General features: G+C 67.1%; 28 protein-coding genes and 11 pseudogenes. 15 read left to right on the top strand and 24 right to left on the bottom strand.

Features of this window, described 5'->3' with window-relative positions:
- Positions 1 to 360 carry a hypothetical protein gene (locus tag ACHMWU_RS16925; protein ID WP_396045359.1) on the top strand — a complete coding sequence of 120 codons (360 nt, stop codon included), beginning with the start codon at positions 1 to 3 and terminating at the stop codon, positions 358 to 360.
- On the opposite strand, the gene ACHMWU_RS16920 is transcribed toward ACHMWU_RS16925, so the two are convergent.
- Complete coding sequence (locus ACHMWU_RS16920; protein WP_396045357.1) at positions 324 to 818, bottom strand: dihydrofolate reductase; 495 nt, start codon at positions 816 to 818, stop codon at positions 324 to 326. The two genes, ACHMWU_RS16925 and ACHMWU_RS16920, sit on opposite strands and share 37 nt — an antisense overlap.
- Before the next feature lie 28 nt (positions 819 to 846).
- Positions 847 to 1,647 carry a thymidylate synthase gene (locus ACHMWU_RS16915; protein ID WP_396045355.1) on the bottom strand — a complete coding sequence of 267 codons (801 nt, stop codon included), beginning with the start codon at positions 1,645 to 1,647 and terminating at the stop codon, positions 847 to 849.
- Positions 1,648 to 1,790: 143 nt separating this feature from the next.
- Here ACHMWU_RS16915 and ACHMWU_RS16910 point away from each other — a divergent pair, with 143 nt between their 5' ends.
- The 6 genes from ACHMWU_RS16910 to ACHMWU_RS16885 all read left to right on the top strand — a co-directional run bounded on the left by ACHMWU_RS16910 (position 1,791) and on the right by ACHMWU_RS16885 (position 4,579).
- A complete protein-coding gene (locus tag ACHMWU_RS16910; protein ID WP_396045353.1) occupies positions 1,791 to 2,078 on the top strand; it encodes a hypothetical protein in 288 nt (95 codons plus the stop codon).
- 339 nt (positions 2,079 to 2,417) lie between these two features.
- Positions 2,418 to 3,059 carry an SPFH domain-containing protein gene (locus tag ACHMWU_RS16905; protein ID WP_396045351.1) on the top strand — a complete coding sequence of 214 codons (642 nt, stop codon included), beginning with the start codon at positions 2,418 to 2,420 and terminating at the stop codon, positions 3,057 to 3,059.
- Positions 3,060 to 3,116: 57 nt separating this feature from the next.
- A complete protein-coding gene (locus ACHMWU_RS16900) occupies positions 3,117 to 3,608 on the top strand; it encodes a GNAT family N-acetyltransferase (protein WP_396045349.1) in 492 nt (163 codons plus the stop codon).
- 161 nt (positions 3,609 to 3,769) lie between these two features.
- Positions 3,770 to 3,877, top strand: coding sequence for a hypothetical protein (locus ACHMWU_RS16895; RefSeq protein WP_396046849.1), 108 nt, complete (start codon positions 3,770 to 3,772; stop codon positions 3,875 to 3,877).
- 37 nt (positions 3,878 to 3,914) lie between these two features.
- Complete coding sequence (locus ACHMWU_RS16890) at positions 3,915 to 4,397, top strand: hypothetical protein (RefSeq protein ID WP_396045347.1); 483 nt, start codon at positions 3,915 to 3,917, stop codon at positions 4,395 to 4,397.
- Positions 4,358 to 4,579 (top strand): AzlD domain-containing protein, encoded by a 222-nt coding sequence (locus tag ACHMWU_RS16885; protein ID WP_396045345.1) that lies wholly within the window; start codon positions 4,358 to 4,360, stop codon positions 4,577 to 4,579. Before ACHMWU_RS16890 ends, ACHMWU_RS16885 begins: the two co-directional genes overlap by 40 nt.
- Positions 4,580 to 4,617: 38 nt before the next feature.
- Here the strand turns inward: ACHMWU_RS16885 and dapB are convergent.
- From dapB to rpsO, 7 genes and pseudogenes are all read right to left on the bottom strand, one after another.
- Positions 4,618 to 5,363: pseudogene (dapB, locus tag ACHMWU_RS16880) on the bottom strand (4-hydroxy-tetrahydrodipicolinate reductase).
- 5 nt (positions 5,364 to 5,368) lie between these two features.
- On the bottom strand, positions 5,369 to 5,716 hold the full coding sequence (locus ACHMWU_RS16875; protein ID WP_396045343.1) for a hypothetical protein: 348 nt from the start codon (positions 5,714 to 5,716) through the stop codon (positions 5,369 to 5,371).
- A 244-nt stretch (positions 5,717 to 5,960) separates the two neighbouring features.
- Positions 5,961 to 6,215 (bottom strand): annotated as a pseudogene (locus tag ACHMWU_RS16870) (aminotransferase class V-fold PLP-dependent enzyme); the annotation flags it as partial.
- The gene (locus tag ACHMWU_RS16865; RefSeq protein ID WP_396045341.1) at positions 6,212 to 6,334 is read right to left on the bottom strand and encodes a hypothetical protein; all 123 of its coding nucleotides are present in this window, start codon (positions 6,332 to 6,334) and stop codon (positions 6,212 to 6,214) included. The gene ACHMWU_RS16865 and the pseudogene ACHMWU_RS16870, both read right to left, overlap by 4 nt.
- Entirely contained in the window at positions 6,327 to 6,572 is a 246-nt protein-coding gene (locus ACHMWU_RS16860) for a hypothetical protein (protein ID WP_396045339.1), read from the bottom strand. The genes ACHMWU_RS16865 and ACHMWU_RS16860 overlap by 8 nt, the downstream gene beginning before the upstream one ends.
- A gap of 378 nt (positions 6,573 to 6,950) precedes the next feature.
- Positions 6,951 to 9,106 (bottom strand): annotated as a pseudogene (locus tag ACHMWU_RS16855) (polyribonucleotide nucleotidyltransferase); the annotation flags it as partial.
- 243 nt (positions 9,107 to 9,349) lie between these two features.
- Positions 9,350 to 9,640 (bottom strand): 30S ribosomal protein S15, encoded by a 291-nt coding sequence (gene rpsO / locus ACHMWU_RS16850; RefSeq protein WP_396045337.1) that lies wholly within the window; start codon positions 9,638 to 9,640, stop codon positions 9,350 to 9,352.
- A 149-nt stretch (positions 9,641 to 9,789) separates the two neighbouring features.
- Here rpsO and ACHMWU_RS16845 point away from each other — a divergent pair, with 149 nt between their 5' ends.
- Together ACHMWU_RS16845 and ACHMWU_RS16840 are read left to right on the top strand one after the other, a co-directional pair.
- Positions 9,790 to 10,215 (top strand): hypothetical protein, encoded by a 426-nt coding sequence (locus tag ACHMWU_RS16845; protein WP_396045335.1) that lies wholly within the window; start codon positions 9,790 to 9,792, stop codon positions 10,213 to 10,215.
- 75 nt (positions 10,216 to 10,290) lie between these two features.
- Positions 10,291 to 10,581, top strand: a complete 291-nt coding sequence (locus tag ACHMWU_RS16840; protein WP_396045333.1) for a hypothetical protein — start codon at positions 10,291 to 10,293, stop codon at positions 10,579 to 10,581.
- A 79-nt stretch (positions 10,582 to 10,660) separates the two neighbouring features.
- On the opposite strand, the gene ACHMWU_RS16835 is transcribed toward ACHMWU_RS16840, so the two are convergent.
- From ACHMWU_RS16835 to ACHMWU_RS16825, 3 genes and pseudogenes are all read right to left on the bottom strand, one after another.
- Complete coding sequence (locus ACHMWU_RS16835; protein WP_396045331.1) at positions 10,661 to 10,756, bottom strand: riboflavin kinase; 96 nt, start codon at positions 10,754 to 10,756, stop codon at positions 10,661 to 10,663.
- A 100-nt stretch (positions 10,757 to 10,856) separates the two neighbouring features.
- Positions 10,857 to 11,060, bottom strand: a pseudogene (locus ACHMWU_RS16830) (hypothetical protein); the annotation flags it as partial.
- Positions 10,996 to 11,482 (bottom strand): annotated as a pseudogene (locus ACHMWU_RS16825) (bifunctional riboflavin kinase/FAD synthetase); the annotation flags it as partial. The pseudogenes ACHMWU_RS16825 and ACHMWU_RS16830, both read right to left, overlap by 65 nt.
- Between ACHMWU_RS16825 and ACHMWU_RS16820 the strand changes: the two are divergent.
- The gene (locus ACHMWU_RS16820; RefSeq protein ID WP_396047016.1) at positions 11,393 to 11,680 is read left to right on the top strand and encodes a hypothetical protein; all 288 of its coding nucleotides are present in this window, start codon (positions 11,393 to 11,395) and stop codon (positions 11,678 to 11,680) included. The pseudogene ACHMWU_RS16825 and the gene ACHMWU_RS16820 sit on opposite strands and share 90 nt — an antisense overlap.
- Before the next feature lie 82 nt (positions 11,681 to 11,762).
- Here ACHMWU_RS16820 and ACHMWU_RS16815 read toward each other — a convergent pair whose 3' ends face one another.
- The gene (locus ACHMWU_RS16815) at positions 11,763 to 12,035 is read right to left on the bottom strand and encodes a hypothetical protein (RefSeq protein WP_396045329.1); all 273 of its coding nucleotides are present in this window, start codon (positions 12,033 to 12,035) and stop codon (positions 11,763 to 11,765) included.
- A 107-nt stretch (positions 12,036 to 12,142) separates the two neighbouring features.
- Here ACHMWU_RS16815 and ACHMWU_RS16810 point away from each other — a divergent pair, with 107 nt between their 5' ends.
- The 3 genes from ACHMWU_RS16810 to ACHMWU_RS16800 all read left to right on the top strand — a co-directional run bounded on the left by ACHMWU_RS16810 (position 12,143) and on the right by ACHMWU_RS16800 (position 14,076).
- Complete coding sequence (locus ACHMWU_RS16810) at positions 12,143 to 12,997, top strand: histidine kinase dimerization/phospho-acceptor domain-containing protein (RefSeq protein WP_396045327.1); 855 nt, start codon at positions 12,143 to 12,145, stop codon at positions 12,995 to 12,997.
- Between the two features lie 150 nt (positions 12,998 to 13,147).
- A complete protein-coding gene (locus ACHMWU_RS16805; protein WP_396045325.1) occupies positions 13,148 to 13,423 on the top strand; it encodes a sensor histidine kinase in 276 nt (91 codons plus the stop codon).
- Positions 13,420 to 14,076, top strand: coding sequence for a response regulator transcription factor (locus tag ACHMWU_RS16800; RefSeq protein WP_396045323.1), 657 nt, complete (start codon positions 13,420 to 13,422; stop codon positions 14,074 to 14,076). The genes ACHMWU_RS16805 and ACHMWU_RS16800 overlap by 4 nt, the downstream gene beginning before the upstream one ends.
- 11 nt (positions 14,077 to 14,087) lie before the next feature.
- On the opposite strand, the gene ACHMWU_RS16795 is transcribed toward ACHMWU_RS16800, so the two are convergent.
- The 10 genes and pseudogenes from ACHMWU_RS16795 to rimP form a co-directional block, all read right to left on the bottom strand.
- A complete protein-coding gene (locus ACHMWU_RS16795) occupies positions 14,088 to 14,237 on the bottom strand; it encodes a hypothetical protein (RefSeq protein WP_396045321.1) in 150 nt (49 codons plus the stop codon).
- Complete coding sequence (locus ACHMWU_RS16790) at positions 14,213 to 14,941, bottom strand: protein kinase (RefSeq protein ID WP_396045319.1); 729 nt, start codon at positions 14,939 to 14,941, stop codon at positions 14,213 to 14,215. Before ACHMWU_RS16790 ends, ACHMWU_RS16795 begins: the two co-directional genes overlap by 25 nt.
- Positions 14,941 to 15,372, bottom strand: a complete 432-nt coding sequence (locus tag ACHMWU_RS16785) for a hypothetical protein (RefSeq protein ID WP_396045317.1) — start codon at positions 15,370 to 15,372, stop codon at positions 14,941 to 14,943. Before ACHMWU_RS16785 ends, ACHMWU_RS16790 begins: the two co-directional genes overlap by 1 nt.
- Positions 15,373 to 15,597: 225 nt before the next feature.
- A complete protein-coding gene (locus ACHMWU_RS16780; RefSeq protein WP_396045315.1) occupies positions 15,598 to 16,878 on the bottom strand; it encodes a phosphatidylserine/phosphatidylglycerophosphate/cardiolipin synthase family protein in 1,281 nt (426 codons plus the stop codon).
- 10 nt (positions 16,879 to 16,888) lie between these two features.
- A pseudogene (gene truB / locus ACHMWU_RS16775) lies at positions 16,889 to 17,768 on the bottom strand (tRNA pseudouridine(55) synthase TruB).
- Positions 17,765 to 18,212 (bottom strand): annotated as a pseudogene (gene rbfA / locus ACHMWU_RS16770) (30S ribosome-binding factor RbfA). Before rbfA ends, truB begins: the two co-directional pseudogenes overlap by 4 nt.
- Positions 18,213 to 18,238: 26 nt before the next feature.
- A pseudogene (infB, locus tag ACHMWU_RS16765) lies at positions 18,239 to 21,028 on the bottom strand (translation initiation factor IF-2).
- A 248-nt stretch (positions 21,029 to 21,276) separates the two neighbouring features.
- Complete coding sequence (locus ACHMWU_RS16760) at positions 21,277 to 21,582, bottom strand: YlxR family protein (protein ID WP_396045312.1); 306 nt, start codon at positions 21,580 to 21,582, stop codon at positions 21,277 to 21,279.
- 3 nt (positions 21,583 to 21,585) lie between these two features.
- Positions 21,586 to 22,621 (bottom strand): annotated as a pseudogene (nusA, locus tag ACHMWU_RS16755) (transcription termination factor NusA).
- Between the two features lie 82 nt (positions 22,622 to 22,703).
- Positions 22,704 to 23,072, bottom strand: a pseudogene (gene rimP / locus ACHMWU_RS16750) (ribosome maturation factor RimP); the annotation flags it as partial.
- Positions 23,073 to 23,182: 110 nt separating this feature from the next.
- Here rimP and ACHMWU_RS16745 point away from each other — a divergent pair.
- Entirely contained in the window at positions 23,183 to 23,653 is a 471-nt protein-coding gene (locus tag ACHMWU_RS16745; protein WP_396045310.1) for a hypothetical protein, read from the top strand.
- Positions 23,654 to 23,660: 7 nt separating this feature from the next.
- Positions 23,661 to 24,092 carry a DUF4439 domain-containing protein gene (locus ACHMWU_RS16740; RefSeq protein ID WP_396045308.1) on the top strand — a complete coding sequence of 144 codons (432 nt, stop codon included), beginning with the start codon at positions 23,661 to 23,663 and terminating at the stop codon, positions 24,090 to 24,092.
- Here ACHMWU_RS16740 and ACHMWU_RS16735 read toward each other — a convergent pair.
- Positions 24,093 to 25,838, bottom strand: a pseudogene (locus ACHMWU_RS16735) (proline--tRNA ligase).
- Between the last annotated feature and the right edge of the window lie 8 nt (positions 25,839 to 25,846).

Here is a 25,846-nt window from a genome sequence, read left to right as displayed (position 1 = left end):
ATGCGTCGCGAGCTCGACCGCATCCTGCCGCTCACCGACCTGTGGGACGGACGAGTCAACGTGCTGCAGGTGACCGACGCGGTCGGCGGCTGGGTCCACGTCAGGGTTCTCGTCACGGCGCGAGACGCACCGACCCTGTTCGACCTGCGGTGCCACGTGCGCGAACGGATGATCGACTGGCTGCAGGCGCACAACGAGGGCGGGCTGCCACGTCACCGGGTCGAGACGGTCGACCGGGTGGCGCCGCGCCGCAGCCGCTCCGAGCCGGACGGGCTGTTCAGCGGCGACGAGGACGGGCAGGAACGAGCCTCGCGCGTGACGGGTCAGATTCCGGTCGTGGACGAGCCCTTGGCGACGTAGTCGGCGATGTCGTAGCCGTCGTACCGCTCGCGGCTCGTCTCGGCCCACTGCGACCAGTCGACCTCGGGGAACCAGGCATCGCCCTGCGGTGACAGGCGGACGTGGGTGATGACCATGCGGTCGACCACGCCAGCCTGGATCGCGGCGGCGTACACCTGTGCGCCGCCGATGATGAACACCTCGTCGTCGAGCTCGGCGGCGATCGCGAGCGCGTGCTCGAGATCGCCGGCGACCTCGACGCCTTCGGCCGACCACTGCGGGTCACGCGTCAGCACGATCGAGGTGCGTCCCGGCAGCGGACGTCCGATCGACTCGAACGTCGCGCGCCCCATGATCATGGGATGGCCCATCGTGGCTTGCTTGAACTGCACCTGGTCGCCCGTGCGGGGCCACGGCATGTCGCCCTGGTAGCCGATGACGCCGTTGTCGCCGATCGCGACGACCAGAGCGACCGTCACGGCGCCGCCCTTCGTCACAGCGCCGCCCTCATACTGCGATCGGGGCTTTGATGAGCGGATGCGGGTCGTAGCCCTCGACCTTGATCGAGTCGAGGCCGAAGCCGTCGATCGACGTCACGGCGGGGTCGAGCCACAGCGACGGCAGCGGGCGAGGCTCGCGGGTCAGCTGCTCGCGAGCCTGGTCGAGGTGGTTGACGTACAGGTGTGCGTCGCCCAACGTGTGGACGAGCTCGCCGACTTCAAGACCGGCGACCTGCGCGACCATCTGGGTCAGCAGCGCGTACGACGCGATGTTGAACGGCACGCCCAGGAACACATCGGCCGAGCGCTGGTACATCTGGCACGACAGCTTGCCGTCGGCGACGTAGAACTGGAAGAAGGCGTGGCACGGCATCAGCGCCATGGCGTCGAGGTCGGCAACGTTCCAGGCGCTGACGATGTGGCGGCGCGAGTCGGGGTTGACCTTGATCTGCTCGATGACCTGCGCGAGCTGGTCGATGTGCCGACCGTCGGGAGCAGGCCACGACCGCCACTGGTAGCCGTAGACCGGCCCCAGATCGCCGTTCTCGTCAGCCCACTCGTCCCAGATCGACACACCGTTCTCACGGAGATAGCCCGTGTTGGTGTCGCCCTTGATGAACCACAACAGCTCAGCGATGACCGACTTGAGATGGATCTTCTTGGTCGTCACGAGCGGGAAGCCCTCGGCCAGGTCGAATCGCATCTGGTAGCCAAAGACGCTGCGTGTGCCGGTGCCGGTGCGGTCGCCCTTGGCGACCCCGTCATCGAGGATTTTCTGGACGAGATCAGGTAGGCCCGCATGACTCAACCCTATCAATCCCCCACAGTGCAGATGCTGTGCGAAACTCTCTCCATGCCTCGTGAAGAATTCGATGCAACTCCCACTGAAGTCAAGACTTCGCCCTCCTGCAGATCGGCCTCACGGCAGGGTTCTACGTCCTGCTGTTCTTCATGCTCGGCGGCACCGACGAGCCGTTCCCGCCGATCTGGCTCGCCGTCGCGCTCGTGGCCGCCGTCGCGGTCGGTGCGTTCTTCGCCGAACGCGTGTGGCTGTCTGCCGCGCCGCTGCCGGACGACCTCGACCCGGCCGAGATCCCGCAGACGTCGGTCGGCATCTTCGCCGGCCAGACCGTGCGCAGCTCGTGTACTGCGAGATCCCGTTGCTCCTGGCCGTCATCGTCGCGTTCGTGGCCGGTCATGGCGGTTGGGCCCTGGTCATCGCCGGCTTCCCCGGCCTGATCGTCCTGGTCTGGGAGATTTGGCCGACCTTGCGCAACACGTCGATGACTGCCGCGATGCTGGAATCGCGGGGCACGAAGTCGCACCTGGTGGAGAGCTTTCGACTCATGACAGACTGGCTGTCCGTGGAATCAGTGGACCCAAGACGGTAGTCGGAGGGTTCCCACGCGTTGTACTCCACGGAGCCATCTCACAATGGATTCATGCAAGGCCCGTTCGCAGGTCGACACGCCTTTCGGCAACGGGTGATGGGCTCTGCGGGGCAATCGTCAAGAGGTGCTCCCGCCCAGATCACGAGTCGACCTGCGGACGAGCCGCCCATCTGAAAGGGACCCCTTCATGGTGACCGTGATGCCGTACGAGCGCTTCGTCCACTACCGCCACGGCGCCTTCGTCGACGTGCTCGAACCGGGTCGGCACCGCATCTGGGGGTTCTGGTCACACCTACCACCGCCTCGACACCCGCGTGAGCTGTTCGAGGTGCGCCCCCAAGAGGTGCCGACCTCTGACGGGATCAACGTCAAGGTCAGTGCCGCCGCGCAGCTGCGCATCGTCGAGCCCGTCGCACACGTCGAGCACGCCGCTGACCCGCAGGCGTTCTTGTACGACGCCGTCAAGACGTGGTTGCGCGACGAGGTCCGCGCCCGCACGCTCGACGAAGTGCTGGCCGGCATCACGGTCGACCAGACGCCCGCCGCGATCGCCGCTGCCGCGACCGAGATCGGCTGCGAGATCAGCGACTTCGGTATCCGCGACGTGCTGATCCCCGGCGAGATCCGGCGAGCCAGCGAAGAGCTCGTCGCGGCCCAGCGTCAGGCCCAGGTCGCCCTCGAACGGGCCCGCAGCGAGGTCGCCGTCATGCGCGCCATGGCCAACAGCGCCAAGATCCTCGAGGACCACCCGATGCTCGCATCGATCAGGCTGGCCGAGACGGCCGCCTCCCACGGCGGCACCGTCATCATCGAACGTCCCACTGCATGAGCAAGGTGTCAGCATGAGTCCCACGGCAGACGTCAGCGCGCGCGCTGGCCTGGCCCGATGACGCTGCCGCCATCGTGCGGGTCCAGGGCCTCGTGGCGCAGCAACCCCCTAGTCCCGGACGAGTCGCTCGCCGCGCTCGATCCGGTCGACCTGACCGAACGCTGGACCACGCTCGTGAGCTCGCCCAAGGACGCTCGTATGCGGGTGCTGGTCGCCCTCGAACGCGCCGATGTCCGAGGCTTCGCGCTGGTGCATCCCTCGTACGATCCCGACAGCGATCAGGTCGCCGACGGGGAGATCGGCGAGTTCGCCGTCGACCCAGCGCACCAACGCGCCGGACACGGTTCGCGTCTCCTGCAGGCTGCCGTCGACACGCTGATCGCCGAGCGCACCCGTGCGCTCTGGTGGGTTGCCTCGACCGATGACGTGCTGCGGACGTTCGTCACCGACTCCGGGTGGGGTCCCGACGGCGCACACCGTGGCTTGCCGATGCCGGCGACACGACGGTCAAGCAGATCCGCCTGCACACCGCGCTGTCATGACGACTGACCGGCTCCGTCATCGTCGACTCGCTCGGCGTGGGAGTTGCCACCCCGGGTGTACGGCGTCTCCTTCGGCGTCATCTCCACTGCCTCGGGACTGAGCGGTGTGATGCAGACGTGTGTGCTCTCGTCGCTGGTCTTTGACCCGGAGCGTCGCAGTTCGCGTTCATCGGCATCATCGCCTCCGGCGGCAACCCGATCGCCGGCGCTTTGACGTCGGTGCTGCTCGGCAGCCGCAACACGTTCTACGGCCTGAGCCTGGCCAAGAAGTCTTGACCTGTCCCCCGGCCAACGGCTCGCGTCCGCCCACCTGGTGATCGACGAGTCACGGCAATGGCCGTCACCCGGACCGAGACCCGCCAGGCCCGACTCGGGTTCTACTGGACCGGGCTGCTCGATCTTCACGCTGTGGAACATTTTCACCCTGATCGGCGCACTGGCCGGAGAGGGAATCGGCGATCCCCGCACGTACGGGCTCGACGCTGCCGTGGGGGCGGCCTTCCTGGGTCTGCTGTGGCCCCGGCTGACGTCGTGGCACGCCCGTGTCGTCGCGCTGTTCGCTGCGGCCGTGGCGCTCGGCGCAGTGCCGGTCTCGGCGGCAGGCATGCCGATCATCATCGGCGGCGCCCTCGGCGGTGCTGCTCGGGCTGCTGTGGCGCCCCAAGGCGGCGTCATGAGCAGCGTGTGGATCGGCATCGTCGTGATGATCGTCGGCTGCTTCGCGTTGAAGCCGCCGGCCTGTCAGTCCCCGCGCGAGTGCTCGACCACCCGTGGACGATCCGGGCGGCCGACCTGATCCCGGTAGCCCTGCTGGGTGCGCTGATCGCCGTGCAGGTCTTCGCCCGCGACACCGCCGTCGTCCTCGATGCCCGGCTCGTCGGTCTCGGCGTCGCCGCTGGCCTGCTGGCGTTGCGCGTGCCGTTCCTGCCGATGGTCGTCGGCGCCGCGCTGGCCGCTGCGCTCGTCCGCCAGCTCTGATTCCCGGTTTGCCAGGTCAGCCCCGGCGGTGGATGGACTCAGCCGAGGTCGAGAACTGCGTCCAGTCCGACCGTGACGCCCGGACGCCCGGTAACCGCGCGGACAGCCGCGACGACACCTGGCATGAACGAGGTGCGGTCGTGCGAGTCGTGACGGATCGAGAACGACTCGCCTTCGCCGCCGAAGACGACTTCTTGCGAGGCGACGAATCCGCGGGCACGGACCGAGTGCACGGGGATGCCCGCGACCTTGGCGCCACGGGCACCGTCAGGATCGGTCGTCGTCGCATCAGGCAGGGCGGCAGAGCCTGCGGCCTCACGCGCGCCGGCGATGAGCGCAGCGGGGCGAACGGCCGTGCCCGAGGGCGCGTCGATCTTGTTGGGTGGTGCATCTCGATGACTTCGATCGACTCGAAGTGAGGTGCCGCAGCCGCCGCGAACTTCATCATCAAGATCGCGCCGATCGAGAAGTTCGGCACGATCAGGACGCCGGTCGACGGCTCGTCGCCGAGCAGCTTCTCGCACCGAGGCGATGCGGTCGTCGCCGAAGCCGAGGTTCCGACGACCACGTTCACGTTGTTCTCGATGCACCAGGCCACGTTCTCGAGGGCAACGCCGGGCTGGGTGAAGTCGAGGGCCACCTCGGCACCGGCCTCGGTGATGCGGGTCAGCGGATCACCGAGATCGATCTCGGCCACCACCTCGAGGCCGTCGGCGGCATTGATCGCCCTGACCGACTCCGAACCCATGCGCCCCTTGGCGCCCAGCACTGCCACGCGTGTCATGGACGTCAGCCTATCGGCGGCGCCGTCTCGCCCAGGATGCGCACCGCCTCGGCCACCTCCGCGTACGACGTCGTCAACGGGGACAGTCCCAGCCTGATCAGATCGGGTTCCCGGAAGTCTGGCACGACGCCCTGCTCGATCAGCTGATCGGTGATCGATCGGGCCTCCGGATGACGTACCGTGACGTGGCTCCCCCGCAGCCGGGAGTCACGCGGTGACGTGACCTCCAGACCCAGCTCGTCCAGCAGATCGATCGTGAACGTGGTCATGATCTCGGACTTCTCGCGGATCGGGTCGATTCCCTCCTCGGCGATCATCTGGACGCCCTGCTGCACCGCGATGATGCCAGACACGGCGGCGGTGCCGCTCAGCATTCGACGGACCGTCGGCGAGGTCGGCAGGTGTTGGCCATCGCGAACATGTCGGCGGCGCTCCACCAACCGCAGATCGGCTGCTGGGCATCCTCCAGGTGCCGCCGCGCAACGTAGATGAATGCGGGTGATCCAGGTCCGCCGTTGAGGTACTGTAGGTGCAGCCCACGGCGAAGTCCACGCTGGCGTCGTCGAGCGTGACCGGCACCGCGCCAGCCGAGTGGCACAAGTCCCAGATCACCACGGCACCCGCATCGTGGATGGCCTCGGTCAACTCAGGCAGGTCGAGGAGCGTGCCCGATCGGTAGTCCACCTGGCTGAGCAGCACGACGGCCGTCCGATCGCCCAGTGCCGTGGTCAGGACATCTGCCGTGACGTTCTCGATCAGGTCGGGCGTCAGCCAGCGGACCGTCATGCCGCGGGCGGCCGCCACAGACTCGGCCAGGTAGCGGTCAGTCGGGAAGTTCGTCGCGTCGATCACGATCTCGTCGCGGCCCGGTCGGAGCTCCGCAGCAGCGTGCAGAGCTTGTAGATGCTGACCGACGTCGAGTCGGCGATGACCGTCTGCCCAGGCGCCGCGCCGAGGACCGCCTCACCCACGAGGTCGCCGATGGTCTCGGGCAGCGGTCCAGCCTTCTGACCACCCCCGGATCAGCCGCCCACCCCACTCGTCGCGGATGAACATCGTCAGCCGCTCGAGCGTCGCCTTCGGCAGCCGTCCCGAGGAGTTGCCGTCGAGATAGGCCACCAGGTCGTCGTCGATGACGAAGCGTTCGCGGAACGGCGCCAACGGATCAGCGAGGTCAAGGGCGGCGGCGTCTTCGAAGGTGTACGTCATGAGACGCCGATCCTCTCACGTCCCCGGCAGCAGGGGCGGTGGATCTGCAACGTTTTGCCCCCGGGTCGGTGTCGCAGCAACCTCATCTCGCCGGGTCGGTGTCTCAGCAACCTCATCCCGCCGGACCGGTGTCTCCGCAACCTCATTTCGCCGAATGCGGTTGATAAACCACCGCGCCAGCGCCGAAACCGCCCTGGAAGGTTGAAAAGCCACCGCGCTCGACGGGCAAGTGGCCGGAGAACAGCGAAGGACCCCGCTGCCGAAGCAACGGGGCCCTTCATCGAGTAGATCAGGCTTCAGCCGGACCGTCGGCCTCAGCCTCGGCCGGAGCAGCAGCCTCAGCCTCGTCGGCCTTCTCGACCACGGGGACGAGCGACAGAGCTTGCCGCGGTCGCCGAGCTCGGCGATCTCGACCTGGATCTTCTGGCCGACGGACACGACGTCCTCGACGTTGTTGACCCGCTGGCCGCCGTTCAGCTCGCGCAGCTTGCTGATGTGCAGCAGACCATCACGGCCCGGAGCCAGCGACACGAAGGCACCGAAGTCGACAACCTTGACGACCGTGCCGAGGTAGCGCTCGCCGACCTCGGGCATCGTCGGGTTGGCGATCGCGTTGATCGCGTCACGTGCAGCCTCGGCAAGCTCGCCGTTCTCTGCACCGACGTAGACCGTGCCATCGTCCTCGAGGGAGATGTTGGCGCCAGTCTCGTCCTGGATCTGGTTGATGATCTTGCCCTTGGGGCCGATGACCTCACCGATCTTGTCGACGGGGATCTTGATCGTGATGATCCGCGGCGCGTAGGGGCTCATCTCGTCCGGGACGTCGATGGCCTCGGCCATGACGTCGAGGATCGCGACACGAGCGCCGTAGGCCTGCTTCAGCGCGCCAGCCAGGACGTCGGCGGGGATGCCGTCGAGCTTGGTGTCGAGCTGCAGGGCCGTGACGAACTCGCGCGTTCCGGCGACCTTGAAGTCCATGTCGCCGAAAGCATCTTCAGCGCCCAGGATGTCGGTCAGCGTGACGAACGTCTGCTTGCCGTCGATCTCGCCGGAGATGAGACCCATCGCGATACCGGCAACCGGTGCGCGCAGCGGGACACCCGCGTTGAGCAGACCCAGCGTCGAGGCGCAGACCGAGCCCATCGACGTCGAGCCGTTCGAGCTGCAGCGCCTCGGAGACCTGACGGATCGCATACGGGAACTCCTCGCGCGTCGGCAGCACGGGCAGCAGCGCACGGCCCGCGAGGGCGCCGTGACCGATCTCGCGACGCTTCGGCGAACCGACCCGGCCGGTCTCACCGGTCGAGTAGGGCGGGAAGTTGTAGTTGTGCATGTAACGGCGCGACGTCTCGGGCGAGAGCGTGTCGAGCTTTTGCTCAAGTCCGAGCATGTTGAGCGTCGTGATGCCCATGATCTGGGTCTCGCCACGCTGGAACAGCGAGGAACCGTGGACGCGGGGCACGATGCCGACCTCGGCGCTCAGGGCGCGGATGTCTTCGAGGCCACGGCCGTCGATGCGGACCTTGTCGCGCAGGACGCGCTCACGGACGACGTTCTTGGTGACGGAACGAACGGCAGCGCCGATCTCCTTCTCGCGTCCCTCGAACTGCGCACCGATCTTGTCGATGACGTCAGCCTTGATCTCGGACTCACGCTCTTCGCGGTCGGCCTTGCTGACGATCGTCAGCGCCTCGGCCAGGTCGGCCTTGGCGACGGACTCGACGGCTTCGTAGACGTCGTCTTCGTAGTCGAGGAAGATCGGGAAGTCGCGAACCGGCTTGGCGGCCGAGCTCGCGAGCTCGATCTGCGCCTCGCACAGCTGCTTGATGAAGACCTTGGCAGCCTCGAGGCCACCGGCGACGATCTCTTCGGTGGGAGCCTGGACGCCGCTCTTGACGAGGTCCCAGGTCGACTCGGTCGACTCGGCCTCGACCATCATGATCGCGACGTCATCGCCGGCGATGCGTCCGGCGACGACCATGTCGAAGACAGCGTTCTCGAGCTGGCTGTGCGTCGGGAAACCGACCCACTGACCGTCGATCAGGGCGACGCGGGTGGCGCCGACCGGGCCGGTGAACGGCAGGCCCGAGATCTGCGTCGACGCCGAGGCCGCGTTGATCGCGAGGACGTCGTACGGGGTGTCGGGGTTGAGCGCCAGGACCGTGATGACGACCTGGACCTCGTTGCGCAGACCCTTCTTGAAGGTCGGGGCGCAGCGGGCGGTCGATCAGACGGCAGGTGAGGATCGCGTCTTCGGACGGGCGACCTTCGCGGCGGAAGAACGAGCCCGGGATACGACCGGCGGCGTACATCCGCTCCTCGACGTCGATCGTCAGGGGGAAGAAGTCGAAGTGGTCCTTGGGGTGCTTGCCGGCCGTCGTGGCCGACAGCAGCATCGTGTCGTCATCGAGGAATGCGGACACCGAACCGGCGGCCTGCTGGGCGAGGATGCCCGTCTCGAAACGGATCGTGCGAGTGCCGAAGGCACCGTTGTCGATGACTGTCTCGACAGAGTGAAGTGTGGGTTCCGTCATGGAAGTCCCTTCCGCAGAGCTGGCTCTGCATGTATGGGACGAGAACTGATCAGGCGGGGCTTGCCCGTGCCGGTCTTCGATCGAGGCCTGCGGTTGCGCTTCGATGCGTTCCGAGGGCCACTACCGAGGACCGAGCACTTCTCTGGTGCAAGCTGGCGTGCCCGACGTTCTCGTCTGGATTGTTGCGGTATTGAATTGTGCGAGAGGCGGCCACTTCGTGAGAAGTGACCGCCTCAGGCGAAATTAGCGGCGCAGACCGAGACGCTCGATGAGCGAACGGTAACGCTCGATGTCGTTGTTCTGCAGGTAGTTCAGCAGACGACGACGCTGTCCGACGAGGAGCAGCAGACCACGACGGCTGTGGTGATCATGCTTGTGCTCCTGCAGGTGGCCCGTCAGGTGCGCGATGCGACCCGTCAGCAGCGCGATCTGAACCTCCGGAGAACCGGTGTCACCGTCTTTGAGCGCGTACTGCTTGATGATGTCTTCCTTGGCAACGCCCGCAACTGTGGGCGCAGCAGTCTTCTTCGACATTTTTCTCCTTGGGTTCCGTTGCACGGCGCGCCCGGGCACATCCACCGGGGCACTCTCAATCCGTGGCCGATCACACGGCAGCATCCAGACTATCAGCGGCGGCACTGGCAGGGCCAATCGCCGGTTGGACCACCCGGTACCCTCCAGCCATGGGAGACAAGACGATGGTACGCGCAGTCGTGGTGTCGGCGCTGGCGGTGCTGCTGACCGCGTGCACCTCAGGTGAAGCGCGCGATGCCGAGCCCACGACATCCGACTCGACGACGAGCACGACAGGACAGCCGCCCGCAGCTGCTTCCGGGTCGGCGTACGTGGCACTCGGCGACTCGTTCACCGCAGGCCCCGGCCTCGCTCAGCCACAGCAGGACGCAGGCTACTGCCAACGCTCCGAGCTCAACTGGCCGTCCTTGCTCGCGAAGAGCCTGAAGGTCGCAGCTTCACCGACCTCAGCTGTTCGGGGGCCACGACTGCAGACCAGGCAGCCACCGCTGACTCCACCACGAAGCTCGGCACAGCGACGAAACTCGTCACGATCGGCATCGGCGGCAACGACGGCGGCCTGTTCGCATCACTGATCTCCGCATGCTCCAGACAACGGCGGCTGCACCCCGTTCGTGCGCGACCAGGCTCCGGCGATCTTGAAGAGCAGCGTGCCTGCCATCGCCTCCTTCGTCGACGACGTCCGTGCCAAGGCACCCGATGCCGAGATCGTGCTGGTCGGCTACCTGCGGGATCCTGCCGACTCCAGCACGTGCCCGGCCGTGGGCATTCCTGCTGCCGAGACCGCGGCAGTCGTCGATGCAGAAGAACTCCTCGACTCGTCCTTGGCCGAGGCGGCCGGTCAGGCCGACATCGAGTACGTGTCGCTGCGCGCGATGTCGTCGGGGCACGACGCCGTGCGCCGGCGACCAAGCCTGGACCAATGGCGCGGCACCCGCTGACGGCGATGGCATCTTCTTCCATCCCCGGCGGGCCGGCATGGCTGCCGTGGCCGACGTCGTGGCCGAACGGCTGCAGAAGCTAGAGCCCCAGCACGCCCTTGATCTGCGCGACATCGTCGGTCATCTGGGCGATGAGGGCGTCGATGCCGTCGAACTTGACCATGCCGCGGATCATCTCGATGAACTCGACGGTGATCTGCTCGCCCGTACAGCTCGAGGTCGGTACGGTCGAGCACGTACGACTCGACGCGACGATCGGCACCGTCGAACGTCGGATTGCTTCCTACCGAGATCGCGGCCGGCAGCCGGGTGCCGTCGGCGCGGATCAGCCAACCGGCGTATACACCGTCCGGCGGAACCCGCGTAGGCCTCGTCGACCGGGACGTTGGCCGTCGGAAAGCCCAGGTCACGGCCACGCTGGTCGCCCTTGCAGACGACACCGGTGATCTCGTGCGGGCGGCCGAGCACCTCGGCAGCATCCGGGAGACGTCCCTCGGCGACGAAACGTCGGGTCAACGTCGAGGAGTACGGCTCCTCGCCTCCGTCGAGCTGCAAGCCGTCGACGCCGAACCCGGCGCGCAGACCTGCTTCGCGCAGGAAGGCGGTGTCGCCGCTGGCGCGGTGACCGAACCGGAAGTTGTCACCCACGGCGACGAGCGAGGCGTGCAGCTGCTCGACCAAGACCCGGTCGACGAACTCCTGCGGGGTCCACGCGGCCATCTCGAGGTCGAAGTCGAGGATCCGAACTTCGTCGACGCCTGCCGCGAGCAGCAGCGACCCGGCGCTCGATCGTCGTGAGCATCTTGGGCGCATGAGCCGGTGCCACGACGGCGAGCGGATGCGGGTCAAAGGTCACTGCAATGACAGGCAGATCACCGGCAAGCTCGCGGGTGCGCTGCACGACATGCTGGTGTCCTCGGTGCACACCGTCGAAGTCGCCCACCGTCACAGCCGCGGGATCGACGCGGGTGCGGTCGAAGCACCCAGGATGTCTCGCCAGATCGTCACGGAAAAACTGTGCCATACCGTGCTGGGCGGCCGTCGGCGAGCCGAACCTAAGAACGTTCTCATCGCTTCCTCATCACCTGCCGGGCCATGATGCGGCAGGCTGGTCACCATGAACGCAACCCGTCGGCTTCCGACCCTGCTGCTCGCCATCGTGGCGATAGCGCTGACTGCCGTCATCGCGGGCCGTGTGTCGGCGGGGGCCGATCCGGCGCCCGCAGGACACCACGCCGATCGTCCTCGAACCGACCCCTGCGCCGACCACGACGCCGTCTCCGACACCCACCGCGAAGCCCACGGCCACGCCGACGGTCGAGCCCGATGACGACCAGGTCACGCCACGCCTGCGCGACGACGACGATGACGACGGCCCGGACGACGACGATGACGATGACCGCGACGATGACGACCGCGACGACGACTGAGGTGAGACCGGGTCGATTTTCCACGCTGTCAGTTCGCCAACGTCTCACCCTGACGGTCGGCGTGCTGACATCGGCTGCGCTCATCGCCGTCGGCCTGACGTTGTACGCGCTCGAGTCCCGGCGTATCGACCGTGGCATCGAGAACAGTCTCACCCGAGGAGATCGGCGAGTTCCGCGCGCTCCAGAACGAGAACGACCCCGACACCGGCAAGCCGTTCGACTCGGCTGACCGGTTGCTGCGGGTGTTCCTCGAACGCAACCTCCCCGATGACAACGAGGCCCTGTACGGCTTCCGGGCGACCGGCGGCCCCACCTACCAGGGCGAGGGCGACAAGCTGATCCAGACGTCCCCCAAGTTCCGTGCAACGGTCGAACGCCTGCGCTCCACCGGGGGCTCAGCGACCATCGAGGTCTCCGGCCAGCGATACCGCGTCATGGTCCAGCCGATCCAGCAAGGTGACTCGACGTCGGCGTTCGTCGTCACGCACGACGTGACAGCCGCGCGGTCGACGCTACGTGAGCTCATGACGACGTACGCACTGCTGTCGGCCCTGTCCGTCATCGTGATCGCCGGCATCGCGTCGTGGAGTGCGGGCAGGCTGCTCAGTCCGGTACGTCAGCTGCGTGACACCGCCCGCGGCATCAGTGACGGCGACCTCGGCGGCCGGTTGGTCGTCACAGGGCACGACGACCTCTCCGACCTTCAGCGGACGTTCAACGACATGCTCGACCGGCTCGAATCCGCCTTCGTCACCCAGCGGGGCTTGCTCGACGACGCCGGGCACGAGCTGCGCACACCGTTGACGGTCCTGCGCGGCCACCTCGAGGTGCTCGACGTCGACGACCCCCACGACGTCGCTGCCACCCGTGAGCTGCTGCTCGACGAGATCGACCGGATGTCACGGCTGGTCAACGACCTGCTGATGCTGGCCAAGGCGCGCCGCCCCGACTTCGTGACCCGCACCCGGTCGACGTCGAGTCGCTGACCTACGGCGCCCTCGACCGAGCCCGCGCCCTTGCCGATCGCAACTGGCTGATCGACGGTGTCGCACGCACCACCGTCCGTCTCGACCAGCAACGCATCATCCAGGCGTTGCTGCAGCTGTCCGACAATGCCGTCAAGCACACCGAGCCGGGTGCTGAGATCGGTATCGGATCGCGACTGCACGAAGGGCACCTCGATCCTGGGTGCGCGACACCGGCCGGGCGTCGACCCCGCCGTCGCCGACGAGGTCTTCGAGCGCTTCTCCCAGGCCGAGGGCGCCACCGAAGGCTTCGGGCTCGGTCTGTCGATCGTCAGTGCCATCGCCGAGGCACATGGTGGCACGATCGTCCTAGACGACTCAGTGGCCGACGAGGCCGCACACGGGGCGACCTTTCGACTACAGCTACCCCTGGGGGGAACCGCATGAATCGCATCCTGATCGTCGAGGACGAAGAACGTATCTCGTCGTTCGTGGCGAAGGGGCTCAAGGCCGAGGGCTTCACGCCGACCGTCGTGGCAGACGGCATCACGGGTCTCGACTACGCCCTGACCGGCGAGTTCGACCTGATGGTGCTCGACATCGGGCTGCCCGGCCTCGACGGTTTCACGGTTCTCGAGCGGGTGTCTGCTGAACGTCCCGCCCTCCCGGTCATCGTCCTGACGGCTCGCGACTCGGTCACCGACACGATTGCGGCGCTGGAGGGCGGAGCAGCCGACTACATGTCGAAGCCCTTTCGGTTCGGTGAGCTTCTGGCCAGGGTCAGGCTGCGGCTCCGCTCCCCCGGCGATGCCGCGCCCGATGACGAGATCACGGTCGGCGACACCAGGCTCGACCTTCGGCGACGTCGGGCGTTCGTCGGCGACAAGGAGGTCGAGCTGTCGGCCAGGGAGTTCGCACTGGCCGAGGTGCTGATGCGCAACCAGGGGCTCGTGCTGTCGCGCGAACAGCTGTTATCGCAGGTGTGGGGCTATGAGTTCGACCCCGGCTCAAACGTCGTCGACGTGTACGTCGGCTACCTGCGCAAGAAGCGGCGCCGAGCCGTCTCGACGGTGCGAGGGCTCGGCTACCGCGTGCAGTGACCTCCGTCAGGTCACAACGTGATCTTGAATCCTGACAGCCGCGCTTGAGGCAGCCGCGCCATCATCGGTTCGAGCGCTTCTGCCACAGCGGTCGGCGTTGGGCGGTCGGCCGGGTCGTCGGACAGGCAGGCCAGGATCAGCGCGGCGAGGTCGCCCGGCACGAAGTGGGGCAGCGCGTAGGGGCTCGTCGGTCAGCTGCGCCCAACGGGGTTCCCGCTCGAAGGCCCGGAAGCCAGCCGCGGCGCGGAACATCGTGGCACCGAACGCCCACATGTCGCTGGCATGGCCGACCTCGCCGAGCTCGCCCGGGACGGCACTGCTCTGGCGCCATGTACTCGTCGCTGCCGACGGGGTGGTCCAGCGCAGCGGCATCCTTGACGTCCATCGCGACGCTGAAGTCGATGAGCTGGCCGGCGCGCCCATGATGACGTTGCTCGGCTTCAGGTCGAGATGACAGATGTCGGTGTGCCGCAGGAAGTGCAGCGCCGAGCACAGCTCGCAGTCCGAGTGGCAGCAGCTGGTGCAGCGGCAGGTAGCCGTGCTTGGAGATCAGCGACGACAGGTTCGGCCCGTCGATGTTCTCGAGCACGAGGTAGGGGCGCTCCGCCTCCTCGTCGTAGGCGAACAGCCGGACGATGCCGGGGTGGTTGAGACGCGAGAGCATCTCGACCTCGCGCAGCATCCCCGCACGCGAGCTTTCCACGTCGACGTGACCCGGACGCACGACCTTGACGATCACGGGTGCGTAGAGCCGCTCATCGAAGGCGAGCCAGGCCTCGTAGACGTCCCCGTCGCCGACCGACTTCACGGCCGACAGGCCGGGGGCGATCAGATCGCCCCCGGCCAGTCCCCAGGTGTCTGACATCAGTTCGAGCTGCCCGTGTTGACGGTGTTCTTGGTGGGCGCGCTGTTCTTGGTAGGAACGCTGTTGACGGTCTTGACCGTGTTCTTGCTGGGCGCGGTGTTGACCGTGTTGACCGTCGGCGCCGTGTTCTTGGTGTTGACCGTGTTCTTGGTGTTCACGGTGTTCTTGGTGTTGACCGTGTTCTTGCTGTTCACGGTGTTCTTGGTGTTGACCGTGTTCTTGGTCGGCGAGTCGTCGTAGCGGTCATCGTCGTAGCGATCGTTGTCATCGCGCAGATCGTCGTCGAGATCGGTCGACTGGGTCCACGACGTCGCAGTGTCTTCGCGCTTGGCAACCGGATCGGCGTTGGCCCCGGCGACGACGAATCCGACTCCGCCGAGGGCGACGGCTCCGGCGACGCTCACGATGCCTGTGCGTACGTACTTGTTCATGTTCTCTCCTCAGTCGGTGTTCCTACTGAGCCACTCTCCCACCGGACGTGAGGCACATATGAGGCCATCGTGAGAGCCCTCTCATCTCCCCCACCCCCAACGCTGAGGAGGTACTTACCGCCCTCCGACGAGGTAGTTGCCGCCCTCCGACGAGTCGCTGGCAGCGGCCACAACTGCCTCCTCAAGGGGCAGTAAGTACCTCCTCACGGGGCTGTAGGTACCTCTTCACGGGGCGGTAAGTACCTCGTCAGCGGGGAGGGTTAGAGGAGGGGGCCGAAGGGGTCGCAGGATCGCCTCGTAGAGACGGTTGATGAACGGTCGCGACTCCCACTCGTGCAGGTCGAGACGATCGGCCTTCGACAAGTCGGCGGAGAAGACCTCGTACATCCCTTGCGCGAGGCCCGCATCGAGGATCTCGAGGTTGATCTCGTAGTTGCCGGTCAGGCTGAGCCGGTCGATGTTGGCCGTGCCGATCGTCGTCCACTGGCCGTCGATCGTCGCGGTCTTGGCGTGCACCATGTGGCTGGTGTACCGGTGGATCTCGACGCCGCCGCGCAGCAGACGACCGTAGAACCCGCGTGACAGCCAGTCGGTCACGACATGGTTGGACACCTTCGGCACCAGGATGCGGACTCGCACCCCGCGTCGGCTGGCCTCGAGAAGAGCGTTGAGGATGTCGCGATCGGGGATGAAGTAGGCGGCCGTGATGTCGATCGAATGATTGGCGCGATCGATCGCCTCGAGGTACATCCCGCGGATCGGGAACATCAAGCTGACGCGGCACGTTGCGGTGCGCCCTGATCTGCGGCAACCAGCCGCGGAGGTGAGCGGACCGATCTCCGGCAGGTGCGCGGGACGCTGGATGTTCCAGAAGTCGATGAAGGCGTTGTCGAGGTCCCACACGGCAGGCCCCTCGAGCCGCAGGTGCGTGTCACGCCACTGCGTCGCATACAGCTGGCCGATGTTGTACCCGCCGACGAAGCCGACAGCGTCGTCGACCACGAGGATCTTGCGGTGATCGCGGCCGTAGCGTCGCGGGTTGAACACCTGCCAGCCAGCGCCCCAGACGGGGTACTTGAGCACGTGAACCGGCGCAGGGAACCGGAAGAACTTGCGACTGACGACGAGATTGGCGAAACCGTCGTAGATCACGTAGACCTCAACGCCACGTTCGGAAGCATCGATCAGCGCACGCTTGAACCGCTGGCCCATCGCATCGTCCTTGATGATGTACGACTCCAGCAAGATGCGCTGGCGGGCACCCGCGATCGCGTCGAGCATGTCCTCGAACAGCACAGCACCGTACGTGTAGGTCGACGCGGCGCTGCCGTCGCCGATCTCGTGACGCGAAGCCGCCGCCGGCTTGAGCGGCGCGACATTGCGTCCGCGCAGCATCTTGCGCACCTTGGTGCCACCCATGAGGGATGCCACCGCCGCGATCTGGACCAGCAGGAGACCGATGAGCCCCCGTCGCAGCATCCGACGGGTCGACTGGCGAAGACTCATGCACCGAACCCTAGACGAAGACGGCGACTGGTTTGGCCACCTGGCCGCGTTGTTCGTACAACGCCAAGAACTCGCCGGACGGATCGAACACTGCCACGGCCCGGGGAGCCCCCAGGTCGATGCCGGTCAGCGCGCGGCCGAAGCGTACGTCGCTGGCCTCCCGAGCCGTCAGGTCGTACGAGTCGAAGCTGGCACGGGCGACGTCGTCGAGCCCGATGACCGTCAGCTCGTTCTCAGGCTCCTCGAGGGTGCGGGCCAGCCGCAACGGGAACCCGCCGACGCGGGTGCGCCGCAGCATCGTGAGGTGTCCCCCGACGCCCAGCGCTGCCGATGTCGCGGGCCAGTGCCCGGATGTAGGTGCCGCTGGAGCACAGGACCCGCACGTCGACGTCGACGTGATCGCCGTCGCGGCGCACCTCGTCGAGGGTGAACTCAGAGACTGTCACGGGCCGGGCCTTGAGCTTGACCTCTTTCGCCACCACGCACCTTGGCGTAGGACCGCACGCCGTCGACCTTGATCGCCGACACCGATGACGGCACCTGCATGATCTCACCGGTGTAGGTCGGCAGCACGGCGCGAACGGCAGCCTCGTCGAGGTGCGCCGCCGACGTGGTCTCGATGACCTCGCCCTCGGCGTCGTCGGTGATGGTCGACTGTCCGAGCCTGATCGTGGCCAGGTACTCCTTGTCGGACGCCGTCAGGTAGCCGAGCAACCGGGTGGCCCGGTTGATGCCGAGCACCAGGACGCCGGTCGCCATGGGTCGAGCGTGCCGGCATGGCCGACCTTCTTGGTGCCAGCCAGCCGCCGCATCTTGCCGACGACGTCGTGCGACGTCCACCCAGTGGGCTTGTCGACGATCACGAGCCCGGACTGCGGAACATCCGTCACACGCCGTCCTCGTCGTCGTCTTCGTCCACGACAGGCTTCTTGTACGGATCGGCGTCGCCGGCGTACTCGGCCCCGGCCGAGCGGGCCGCGACCTCGTCGTCGGAGGCCTTGACCTTGGCCAAGAGGTCTTCGATCTCCTTGGCGGTCTCGGGCACGGCGTCGAGGTAGAACGTGATCGACGGGGTGATGCGGGGTGCCGAGCTGCTTGCCGACCTCGGACCTGATGAGTCCGGTCGCGCTCTTGAGCGCAGCAGCGGTGTCGGCACGCTGCGCTTCGTCACCCATCACGGTGTAGAAGACCGACGCCTGCTGACCGTCGCCGGTCATGCGCACGTCAGTGATCGTCAGGAAGCCCAGACGCGGGTCCTTGACCCGGCGCTCGAGCATCTGTGCCACGACGACCTTGATGCGGTCACCGACCTTGGCGTTGCGGGGTCCGGCCATGATGTTTCTCCCAAAATCAGTGGACGTCATCCCGTACGAGACCCGAGGGCCTCGTACGGGATGACGTCCGGGTTGATGACTAGTCCCCGCTTCTTCTCGCGGAGCTCGAACGTCTCGACGACGTCGCCGAGCTTGATGTCGTTGAAGCCCTTGAGCACGAGACCGCACTCGAAGCCTTCGCGGACCTCGGACACATCGTCCTTCTCACGTCGCAAGCTCGAGAAGTCGAGGTTGTCGGCGATGACAGAACCGTCGCGCAGCAGGCGTGCCTTGGCGTTGCGCTTGATCGTGCCGCTGGTGACCATGCAACCGGCGATGTTGCCGATCTTGCTGGAGCGGAAGATGTCGCGGATCTCGGCGGTACCGAGCTGCGCTTCTTCGAACTCCGGCTTGAGCAGACCCTTGAGCGATGCCTCGATCTCTTCGATCGCGTTGTAGATGATCGAGTAGTACTTGATCTCGACACCTTCGCGGTCGGCCAGCTCCGTCGCCTTGCCCTGCGGGCGGACGTTGAAGCCGATGATCACGGCGTTGGACGCCGCAGCCAGCATGACGTTGGTCTCGGTGATCGCACCGACACCGCGGTCGATGACACGCAGAGCGACCTCGTCGCCGACGTCGATCTGGGCCAGTGCGTCTTCGAGCGCCTCGACCGAACCGGAACCATCACCCTTGAGGATGAGGAGCAGCTCGTCGGTCTCGCCCTTCTCCATCGAGGACATGAAGTCTTCGAGGGTGCGGCGGCCGCTGCGCTGAGCCAGCAGAGCGTTGCGCTCACGGGCCTCACGCTTCTCGGCGATCTGGCGAGCCAGACGGTCATCGGCGACGACCATGAAGTTGTCACCGGCGCCAGGCACCGCTGTCAGACCCAGCACGAGGGCCGGACGCGACGGAGTTGCCTCTTCGATGTTGTTGCCGTGCTCGTCGAGCATCGCGCGAACGCGACCGAACGCCGGACCGGCGACGAGCGAGTCGCCGACCTTGAGCGTTCCACGGTGGACGAGGACAGTGGCGACCGGACCGCGACCACGGTCGAGGTGCGCCTCGATGACGAGACCCTCGGCGTTCTGGTCGGGGTTGGCGCGCAGGTCGAGCGAAGCATCAGCCGTGAGGATGATGGCCTCGAGCAGCGCGTCGAGTCCGGTGCCGGCCTTGGCCGACACGTCGACGAACATCGTGTCTCCGCCGTACTCCTCGGGCACGAGACCGTACTCGGTGGCTGGCCACGGGCCTTGGTCGGATCGGCGTCGGGCTTGTCGATCTTGTTGACTGCGACGACGATCGGGACACCCGCGGCCTTGGCGTGGTTGAGCGCCTCGACCGTCTGCGGCATGACACCGTCATCGGCTGCGACCACGAGGATCGCGATGTCGGTCGCCTGGGCACCACGGGCACGCATGGCGGTGAACGCCTCGTGACCCGGAGTATCGATCAGGGTGATGCGACGCTCGTTGCCGTCGACCTCGGTCGCTACCTGGTAGGCACCGATGGTCTGCGTGATGCCGCCGGCTTCCTTGTCGACGACGTTGCTGCTGCGCAGCGCGTCGAGGAGCTGGTCTTGCCGTGGTCGACGTGACCCATGACGGTGACGACCGGCGGGCGGGGGGCGAGATCTTCTTCGTTGCCCTCGTCCTCACCGAACTCGATGTCGAAGGACTCGAGCAGCCGCGGTCCTCGTCCTCGGGCGAGATGACCTCGACGTTGTAGTTGAGCTCTTCGCCCAGCAGCAACAGGGTCTCGTCATTGGCCGACTGCGTGGCCGTGACGATCTCACCGAGGTGGAAGAGCACCTCGACCAGGGATGCGGAGTCTGCGCCGATCTTGTCGGCGAAGTCGGCCAGCGAGGATCCGCGGGTCAGACGAACGAGCTCGCCATTGCCCTTGCGGACGCGGACGCCGCCGATGGCGGGCGCCTGCATCTGGTCGAATTCCTGACGCTTCGCGCGCTTGCTCTTGCGTCCACGACGGACGGGTCCACCGGCGCGACCGAACGCACCCTGGGTTCCGCCACGCGTGTTGCGGCCCGCGGGACCACCTGTGCGCGGAGGACCGCTGAAGCCGCCGCCACCGGGACGACCGGGTGCGCCGCCACCGGCTGCACCGCCGCCTCCGCCGGGACGACCAGCGAAACCGCCGCCGCCACCGGGACGACCGCCACCGGCACCGCCGGGACGACCCCGGAAGCCCCGGGACGACCATTGCGTGCTGCCGGTCCGGCGAGGCCGGACTGGCGCGGCATCATGGCCGGGTTCGGGACGGGGCATACCGGGCTTGCCGGCCGACGGAGCCGGAGCGGCACCGCCTTCACGAGCAGCGGGGGACGCGGAGCGGCGCTCTGCATGCCCTGCTTGGACGAGAACGGGTTGTTGCCGGGACGTGCGCCGGGAGCCTTGGGGGGCCGGAGCCTTCGGGCCGGGGCGCGGACCGGGCGTCGGTCCACCGGGCTTGGGGGCCGCTGCTGCCGGAGCCGACGGGGCGGCCGGGGCAGGTGCCGCGGACGCTGCAGGAGCGACCGGTGCTGCCGGAGCAGCAGGCGCAGGTGCAGCTGCCTCGGGTGCGGGGGCCGCAGCGGGCTTGCGGGGTCCGGGAACCGGACCGGGCGTGCGCGCCGGAGCCGCGGCCTTGTCGGCGGATGCCGGTGCCGAGGCTGCAGGAGCAGCCGGCGCCGCATCGGACGGGGCAGCTGCCGACGCGGCGGGAGCCTTGCCGGACTTCTTGGCACCCTGCGCATGCAGGGCTTCGCCGTGCACCTCTTTGAGGCGACGGATGACGGGTGCTTCAACGGTCGAAGAAGCCGACTTCACGTACTCACCCATGTCTTTCAGGGTGTTGAGGACGACCTTGCTTTCGACACCGAACTCTTTGGCGAGCCGTGGACTCTGACAGCCACTTTTCTCCTTCAGGGGGGTCCGACCCCGAAGGAGGATCAGACCACTAGTTGATGAACGTGCTCATTGCGCAGTACTCATCGCGCAGTACTCATCGCGCAGAACTCATATGCATAGTCATGAGTGTTGCTCCGATTTCTTGGGTCTTGGGACGCATGGTCTGCGTCCCTCGGTGATCAGTCTCGCTGGTCCAGCTGGGTGAGCGTCTCGGTGAGCACGCTCAAGTCGAGCGGCCCTTCGGTTCGAAGGGCCCGACCGAACGCCTTGCGGCGTGTCGCCAGCTCAAGGCACCGGATCGTGGGGTGCAGGTGCGCCCCTCGCCCCGGCAGCGTTCCGCGTAGATCGGGTGTCACGACAACTGCCGCCTCCACCTGTTCTGCCACGACTCGCACCAGAGTGGCCTTGTCCGCACGTTGCCTGCAACCGATGCAAGTACGAACGACCTTGGACAGTCTACCCGTTTCGGGAAGCGACTGCGTCATTGGTCACTGGCCCTCGGTACGAGGCGCCTCGGTGTCGGAGCGGATGTCGATGCGCCACCCCGTGAGCTTGGCTGCGAGACGGGCATTCTGGCCCTCCTTGCCGATCGCCAGCGAGAGCTGGAAGTCGGGCACGACGACTCGCGCGGAGCGGGTCGACTCGTCAACGATCGTGACGCTCTTGACCTGCGAGGGTGACAGCGCGTGGGCGATGAACTTGGCCGGATCGTCGTGGAAGTCGACGATGTCGATCTTCTCGCCGTGCAGCTCGTGCATCACGTTGCGCACACGTGAGCCCATCGGGCCGATGCAGGCGCCCTTGGCGTTGATGCCGGACTGGTTGGCGCGCACCGCGATCTTGGTGCGGTGACCGGCTTCGCGAGCGATGGCGACGATCTCGACGGAGCCGTCGGCGATCTCGGGCGCTTCGAGGGCGAACAGCAAGCTTGACGAGGTTGGGGTGGGTGCGGGAGACCTTGACGCGGGGTCCGCGCATGCCCTTCTCGACCTCGTAGACGTAGGCCTTGAGGCGCTCGCCATGGGCGTACTTCTCCTCGGGCACCCGCTCGGTCGCCGTCAGCACCGCTTCGAGGCGACCGATGTCGAGCATGACGTCGTGCGGGTTGCGTCCTTGCTGGATGACGCCCGAGACGATGTCACCGACCTTGCCGGAGAACTCGCCGTACTTCGACTCGTCCTCGGCGTCGCGGATGCGCTGCATGATGAGCTGACGGGCGATGGTCGCGGCGAAGCGGCCGAAGTCGTCGGGGGTGTCGTCGAACTCTTCGCTGAAGGCCACGGGCGGACGAACAGGCGTCTCGCCCTCTTCGGGCTCGGGTGCCGGGGGCGTCTCGAGGCGTTCCTTGGCCCACACCGTGATGTGGCCGGACTTGCGGTCGAGCTCGACCCGCGCGTGCGGGTGAGAGCTGCCGGTCTTGTGATAGGCCGAGAGCAGGGCGGTCTCGATGGCCTCGCAGACCACCTCGAACGGGATGTCCTTCTCGTGCTCGAGGGCGCGCAGTGCGGCCATGTCGATGTCCATCAGGCGTCCTTCCTGTTGAGCCGATTTGCACGAGCGCTGAATTGATCTGGTCGTAGGCGTAGCGAGTCGTCGTCCGTCCGACGATGTCGACGCCGCTGTCGTCGCTGGCACCGATACGGCCGTCGACGGATGCGTCGTCGTCGGTCAGCCGCAGGCGCACGAGACGTCCCTCGTTGCGACGCCAGTGGCGCGGCAGGGTCAGCGGTCGGTCGACGCCACGGGACGTGACTTCGAGCGTGTAGGGCTGCTCGCCCATCACGTCGGACGAGTCGAGCACCTCTGAGAGGGCCCGGGTCGCATCGGTGATGTGGTCGATGCCGACTCCGCCGTCGCGGTCGACCGCGATCCGCAGGACTCGCTTGTTGCCAGCAGGCGTCAGGTCGAGCGCCTCGAGATCGAAGCCCAGTGCGGTCACAGTGGCTTCGACGAGGGTCTCCAGACTTTGCGTCATGGCTCGTCCTCCGTCTTCTGTTGTAGGTACTTCTCTTGGTGGCAGCCAAGGTGGCGCTGCGTGAAGTATCCGGACCACCTTATCGAACTTCGAGCGGCTACCCTGCCACCATGATGACCCGTCGCGTCCTGCTCGGAACAGGTGCCGTTGTTGCCGGGGGTGCGGCCGCCCTCGGTGCGGCGCAGATCACTCACCGGCTCGACGATGCGGCACGTCTGGTGGGCCTCGAACCCAAGCCGGAGCCTGTTCCGGGCGACCGCGAGATCGTCCGGCAGGCGGCGTCGGACCAGGCTGCCGTGACAGCCACGGTGGAGGCCCTCGACTCGGCGTACCCAGCCTGGGGGCTGGCCCCCGTCGCGGGGATCTGCCAGCAGCAGCCGACGCCGTCGGCGGCAGCACGGCGAGCACCGACCTCGCGGCGCTGCCCACCGACGAGCGCGCGGCGCTCAGCCTGCTGCGATCGACGTTGCGCACCGCCTCGCGGGAACGGGCGGCTGCTGCTCAGAAGTCCTACTCCCCCGAGCTCGTTCGGGTGCTCGCGTCGATGTCGGCCGGGCTGGCCCAGTGCGAACGGCAGGTGACCGCGCGGTGAGCACTGTCAGCACCGGGGACGACCTGAACGCCTGGCTCGCGCTCGAGCACGAGGCCGTGTGGCTGTACCCGGTCATCGGGGCGCCGTTCGACGGCCTGCGTGCCCGTGCGAACCAGTCCTTCGAGGCACATCGCGACACCCGCGACGCATTGCTGGCCAGGCTCGACCGGCTAGGCGTCGAACCGGTGTCCACAGCTCTGTCGTACCGGACGCACGCTCTGAAGAACGTCGCATCGGCTCGTCGGGCGGCGCGGGACATCGAGTCGCGGATCAGCGCGGCCTGCCTGCAGGTCGCTGGTCGAAGCGATGCCGATACCCGCACCTTCGCGGTGAAGAGCTCCAGAAGGCCGCCCTCGCCGACCTGGCCTGGGGAGCGCGTCCCCAAGCCTTCCCCGGTCTGCCCTGACCGCCGCCCGACCAGCCCCTGATCAGCCCCGCAGAGCCGATACCAGATCGGCCAGGTCGACGTCTTCACGTTCACCGGTGGCCCGGTTCTTGACCTCGACCTTGCCGTCGACGAAGCTCTTGCCGACCACGACGATCGTCGGGACACCGGATCGGCTCGGCGTCCTTGAACTTGACGCCGGGCGACACCTTGCCGAGACGGTCGTCGAACAGCACGTCGAAGCCTTCACCGACCAGATCGGCGTAGACCTGCTCGGCGCCGGCCACGACGGTCTCGTCCTTGCCGGCCACGATCAGGTGGACGTCGAACGGTGCGAGCTCCTTGGGCCACACCAGCCCGGCGTCGTCGTGCGCGTACTCGGCGACGGCGGCGACGGCACGGCGAGATGCCCACGCCGTACGAACCCATCGTGACGGTGACGGCTTGCCGTTCTCGTCGAGCACCTTGAGGTCGAGCGCTTCGGCGTACTTGCGGCCGAGCTGGAAGATGTGTCCCATCTCGATGCCGCGGGCCAGCTCGAGCGGACCGGATCCGTCGGGAGCAGGGTCACCCACCCGCACCTCAGCGGCCTCGATCGTGCCGTCGGCGGTGAAGTCGCGACCGGCGACCAGGTCGATGACGTGGGAGCCCTGGATGTTCGCTCCGGTGACCCAGCTGGTGCCGTCGACGACCCGAGGGTCGAGCAGGTAACGGATGCCCGACTCGCTCTCGGAGCCCAGAGCAGCAGGCCCGATGTACCCCTTCACGAGGGTCGGGTGGGCCGCAAAGTCCTTGTCCTCGAAAGCCTCGATCTCGGCGGAGACACCTGCGCCTCGAGCCGCTTGGCGTCGACCTCACGGTCACCGGGCACGCCGATCGCCAAGGGCTCGCGGGAGCCGTCGGGGTGCCGCAGGATCACCAGGACGTTCTTGAGCGTGTCGGATGCCTGCCACGGACGATCGTCGCGGGCGAAGGCCTCGTTGAGGTGGTCGACCAGCGTCTCGATCGTCGGCGTGTCAGGTGTCTGCTGCAGCGTGCGCGGCCGGCAGTCCGTCGAATGCGATCGCGTCGGGCACGATCGTGGTCACCGCCTCGACATTGGCCGCATAGCCGCCGGCCGACCGCACGAAGGTGTCCTCGCCGGTCTCGGAGACCGCCAGGAACTCTTCGCTCGCCGAGCCGCCCATCGCACCGGAGGTCGCCTGGACGATGACGTACTCGAAGCCGAGCCGGTCGAAGATCCGCACGTACGCGTCACGGTGCGCCTGGTAGGACGCCTCGAGTCCTTCGTCGTGGGTGTCGAAGGAGTAGGAGTCCTTCATGATGAACTCACGACCACGCAGGATGCCGGCGCGAGGACGAGCCTCGTCGCGGTACTTGGTCTGGATCTGGAACAGGCTCAGCGGCAGGTCCTTGTACGACGAGTACAGGTCCTTGACCATGAGGGTGAACATCTCCTCATGGGTCGGGCCCAGCAGCAGGTCGTTGCCCTTGCGGTCCTTGAGCCGGAACAGGTTGGGGCCGTACTCCTCCCACCGGTTGGTCGCCTCGTAGGGCTCACGCGGCAGCAATGCCGGGAACCGCACCTCCTGGGCGCCCATCTCCTCCATCTCCTCGCGGACGATCTTCTCGACCTTGGCCAGGACCTTCAGGCCCAGCGGCAGCCACGAGTAGATGCCCGGAGCGATGCGACGGACGTAGCCGGCACGCACGAGGGCTTGTGGCTCGGCACCTCGGCATCGGCCGGATCGTCGCGGAGGGTACGGAGGAAGAGCCGGGACATACGCATGCCCCGAG

The sequence above is a fragment of the Aeromicrobium sp. UC242_57 genome, assembly GCF_044452305.1.
GTDB lineage: Bacteria > Actinomycetota > Actinomycetes > Propionibacteriales > Nocardioidaceae > Aeromicrobium.
Note: the sequence above shows the minus strand (reverse complement) of the source record. Positions and strands in the feature narration are given on the sequence as shown.

Coding starts and splice junctions, on each gene's coding strand:
- rpsO (WP_396045337.1), bottom strand. CDS start 9,640: ATGTCGAAGAAGACTGCTGCGCCCACAGTTGCGGGCGTTGCCAAGGAA.
- ACHMWU_RS16745 (WP_396045310.1), top strand. CDS start 23,183: ATGATGACCCGTCGCGTCCTGCTCGGAACAGGTGCCGTTGTTGCCGGG.
- ACHMWU_RS16905 (WP_396045351.1), top strand. CDS start 2,418: ATGGTGACCGTGATGCCGTACGAGCGCTTCGTCCACTACCGCCACGGC.
- ACHMWU_RS16860 (WP_396045339.1), bottom strand. CDS start 6,572: ATGACGTACACCTTCGAAGACGCCGCCGCCCTTGACCTCGCTGATCCG.
- ACHMWU_RS16900 (WP_396045349.1), top strand. CDS start 3,117: ATGACGCTGCCGCCATCGTGCGGGTCCAGGGCCTCGTGGCGCAGCAAC.
- ACHMWU_RS16925 (WP_396045359.1), top strand. CDS start 1: ATGCGTCGCGAGCTCGACCGCATCCTGCCGCTCACCGACCTGTGGGAC.
- ACHMWU_RS16910 (WP_396045353.1), top strand. CDS start 1,791: ATGCTCGGCGGCACCGACGAGCCGTTCCCGCCGATCTGGCTCGCCGTC.
- ACHMWU_RS16785 (WP_396045317.1), bottom strand. CDS start 15,372: ATGAACAAGTACGTACGCACAGGCATCGTGAGCGTCGCCGGAGCCGTC.
- ACHMWU_RS16760 (WP_396045312.1), bottom strand. CDS start 21,582: ATGACGCAGTCGCTTCCCGAAACGGGTAGACTGTCCAAGGTCGTTCGT.
- ACHMWU_RS16835 (WP_396045331.1), bottom strand. CDS start 10,756: ATGATCCGCGGCATGGTCAAGTTCGACGGCATCGACGCCCTCATCGCC.
- ACHMWU_RS16800 (WP_396045323.1), top strand. CDS start 13,420: ATGAATCGCATCCTGATCGTCGAGGACGAAGAACGTATCTCGTCGTTC.
- ACHMWU_RS16845 (WP_396045335.1), top strand. CDS start 9,790: ATGGGAGACAAGACGATGGTACGCGCAGTCGTGGTGTCGGCGCTGGCG.
- ACHMWU_RS16780 (WP_396045315.1), bottom strand. CDS start 16,878: ATGAGTCTTCGCCAGTCGACCCGTCGGATGCTGCGACGGGGGCTCATC.
- ACHMWU_RS16820 (WP_396047016.1), top strand. CDS start 11,393: ATGAGCCGGTGCCACGACGGCGAGCGGATGCGGGTCAAAGGTCACTGC.
- ACHMWU_RS16790 (WP_396045319.1), bottom strand. CDS start 14,941: ATGTCAGACACCTGGGGACTGGCCGGGGGCGATCTGATCGCCCCCGGC.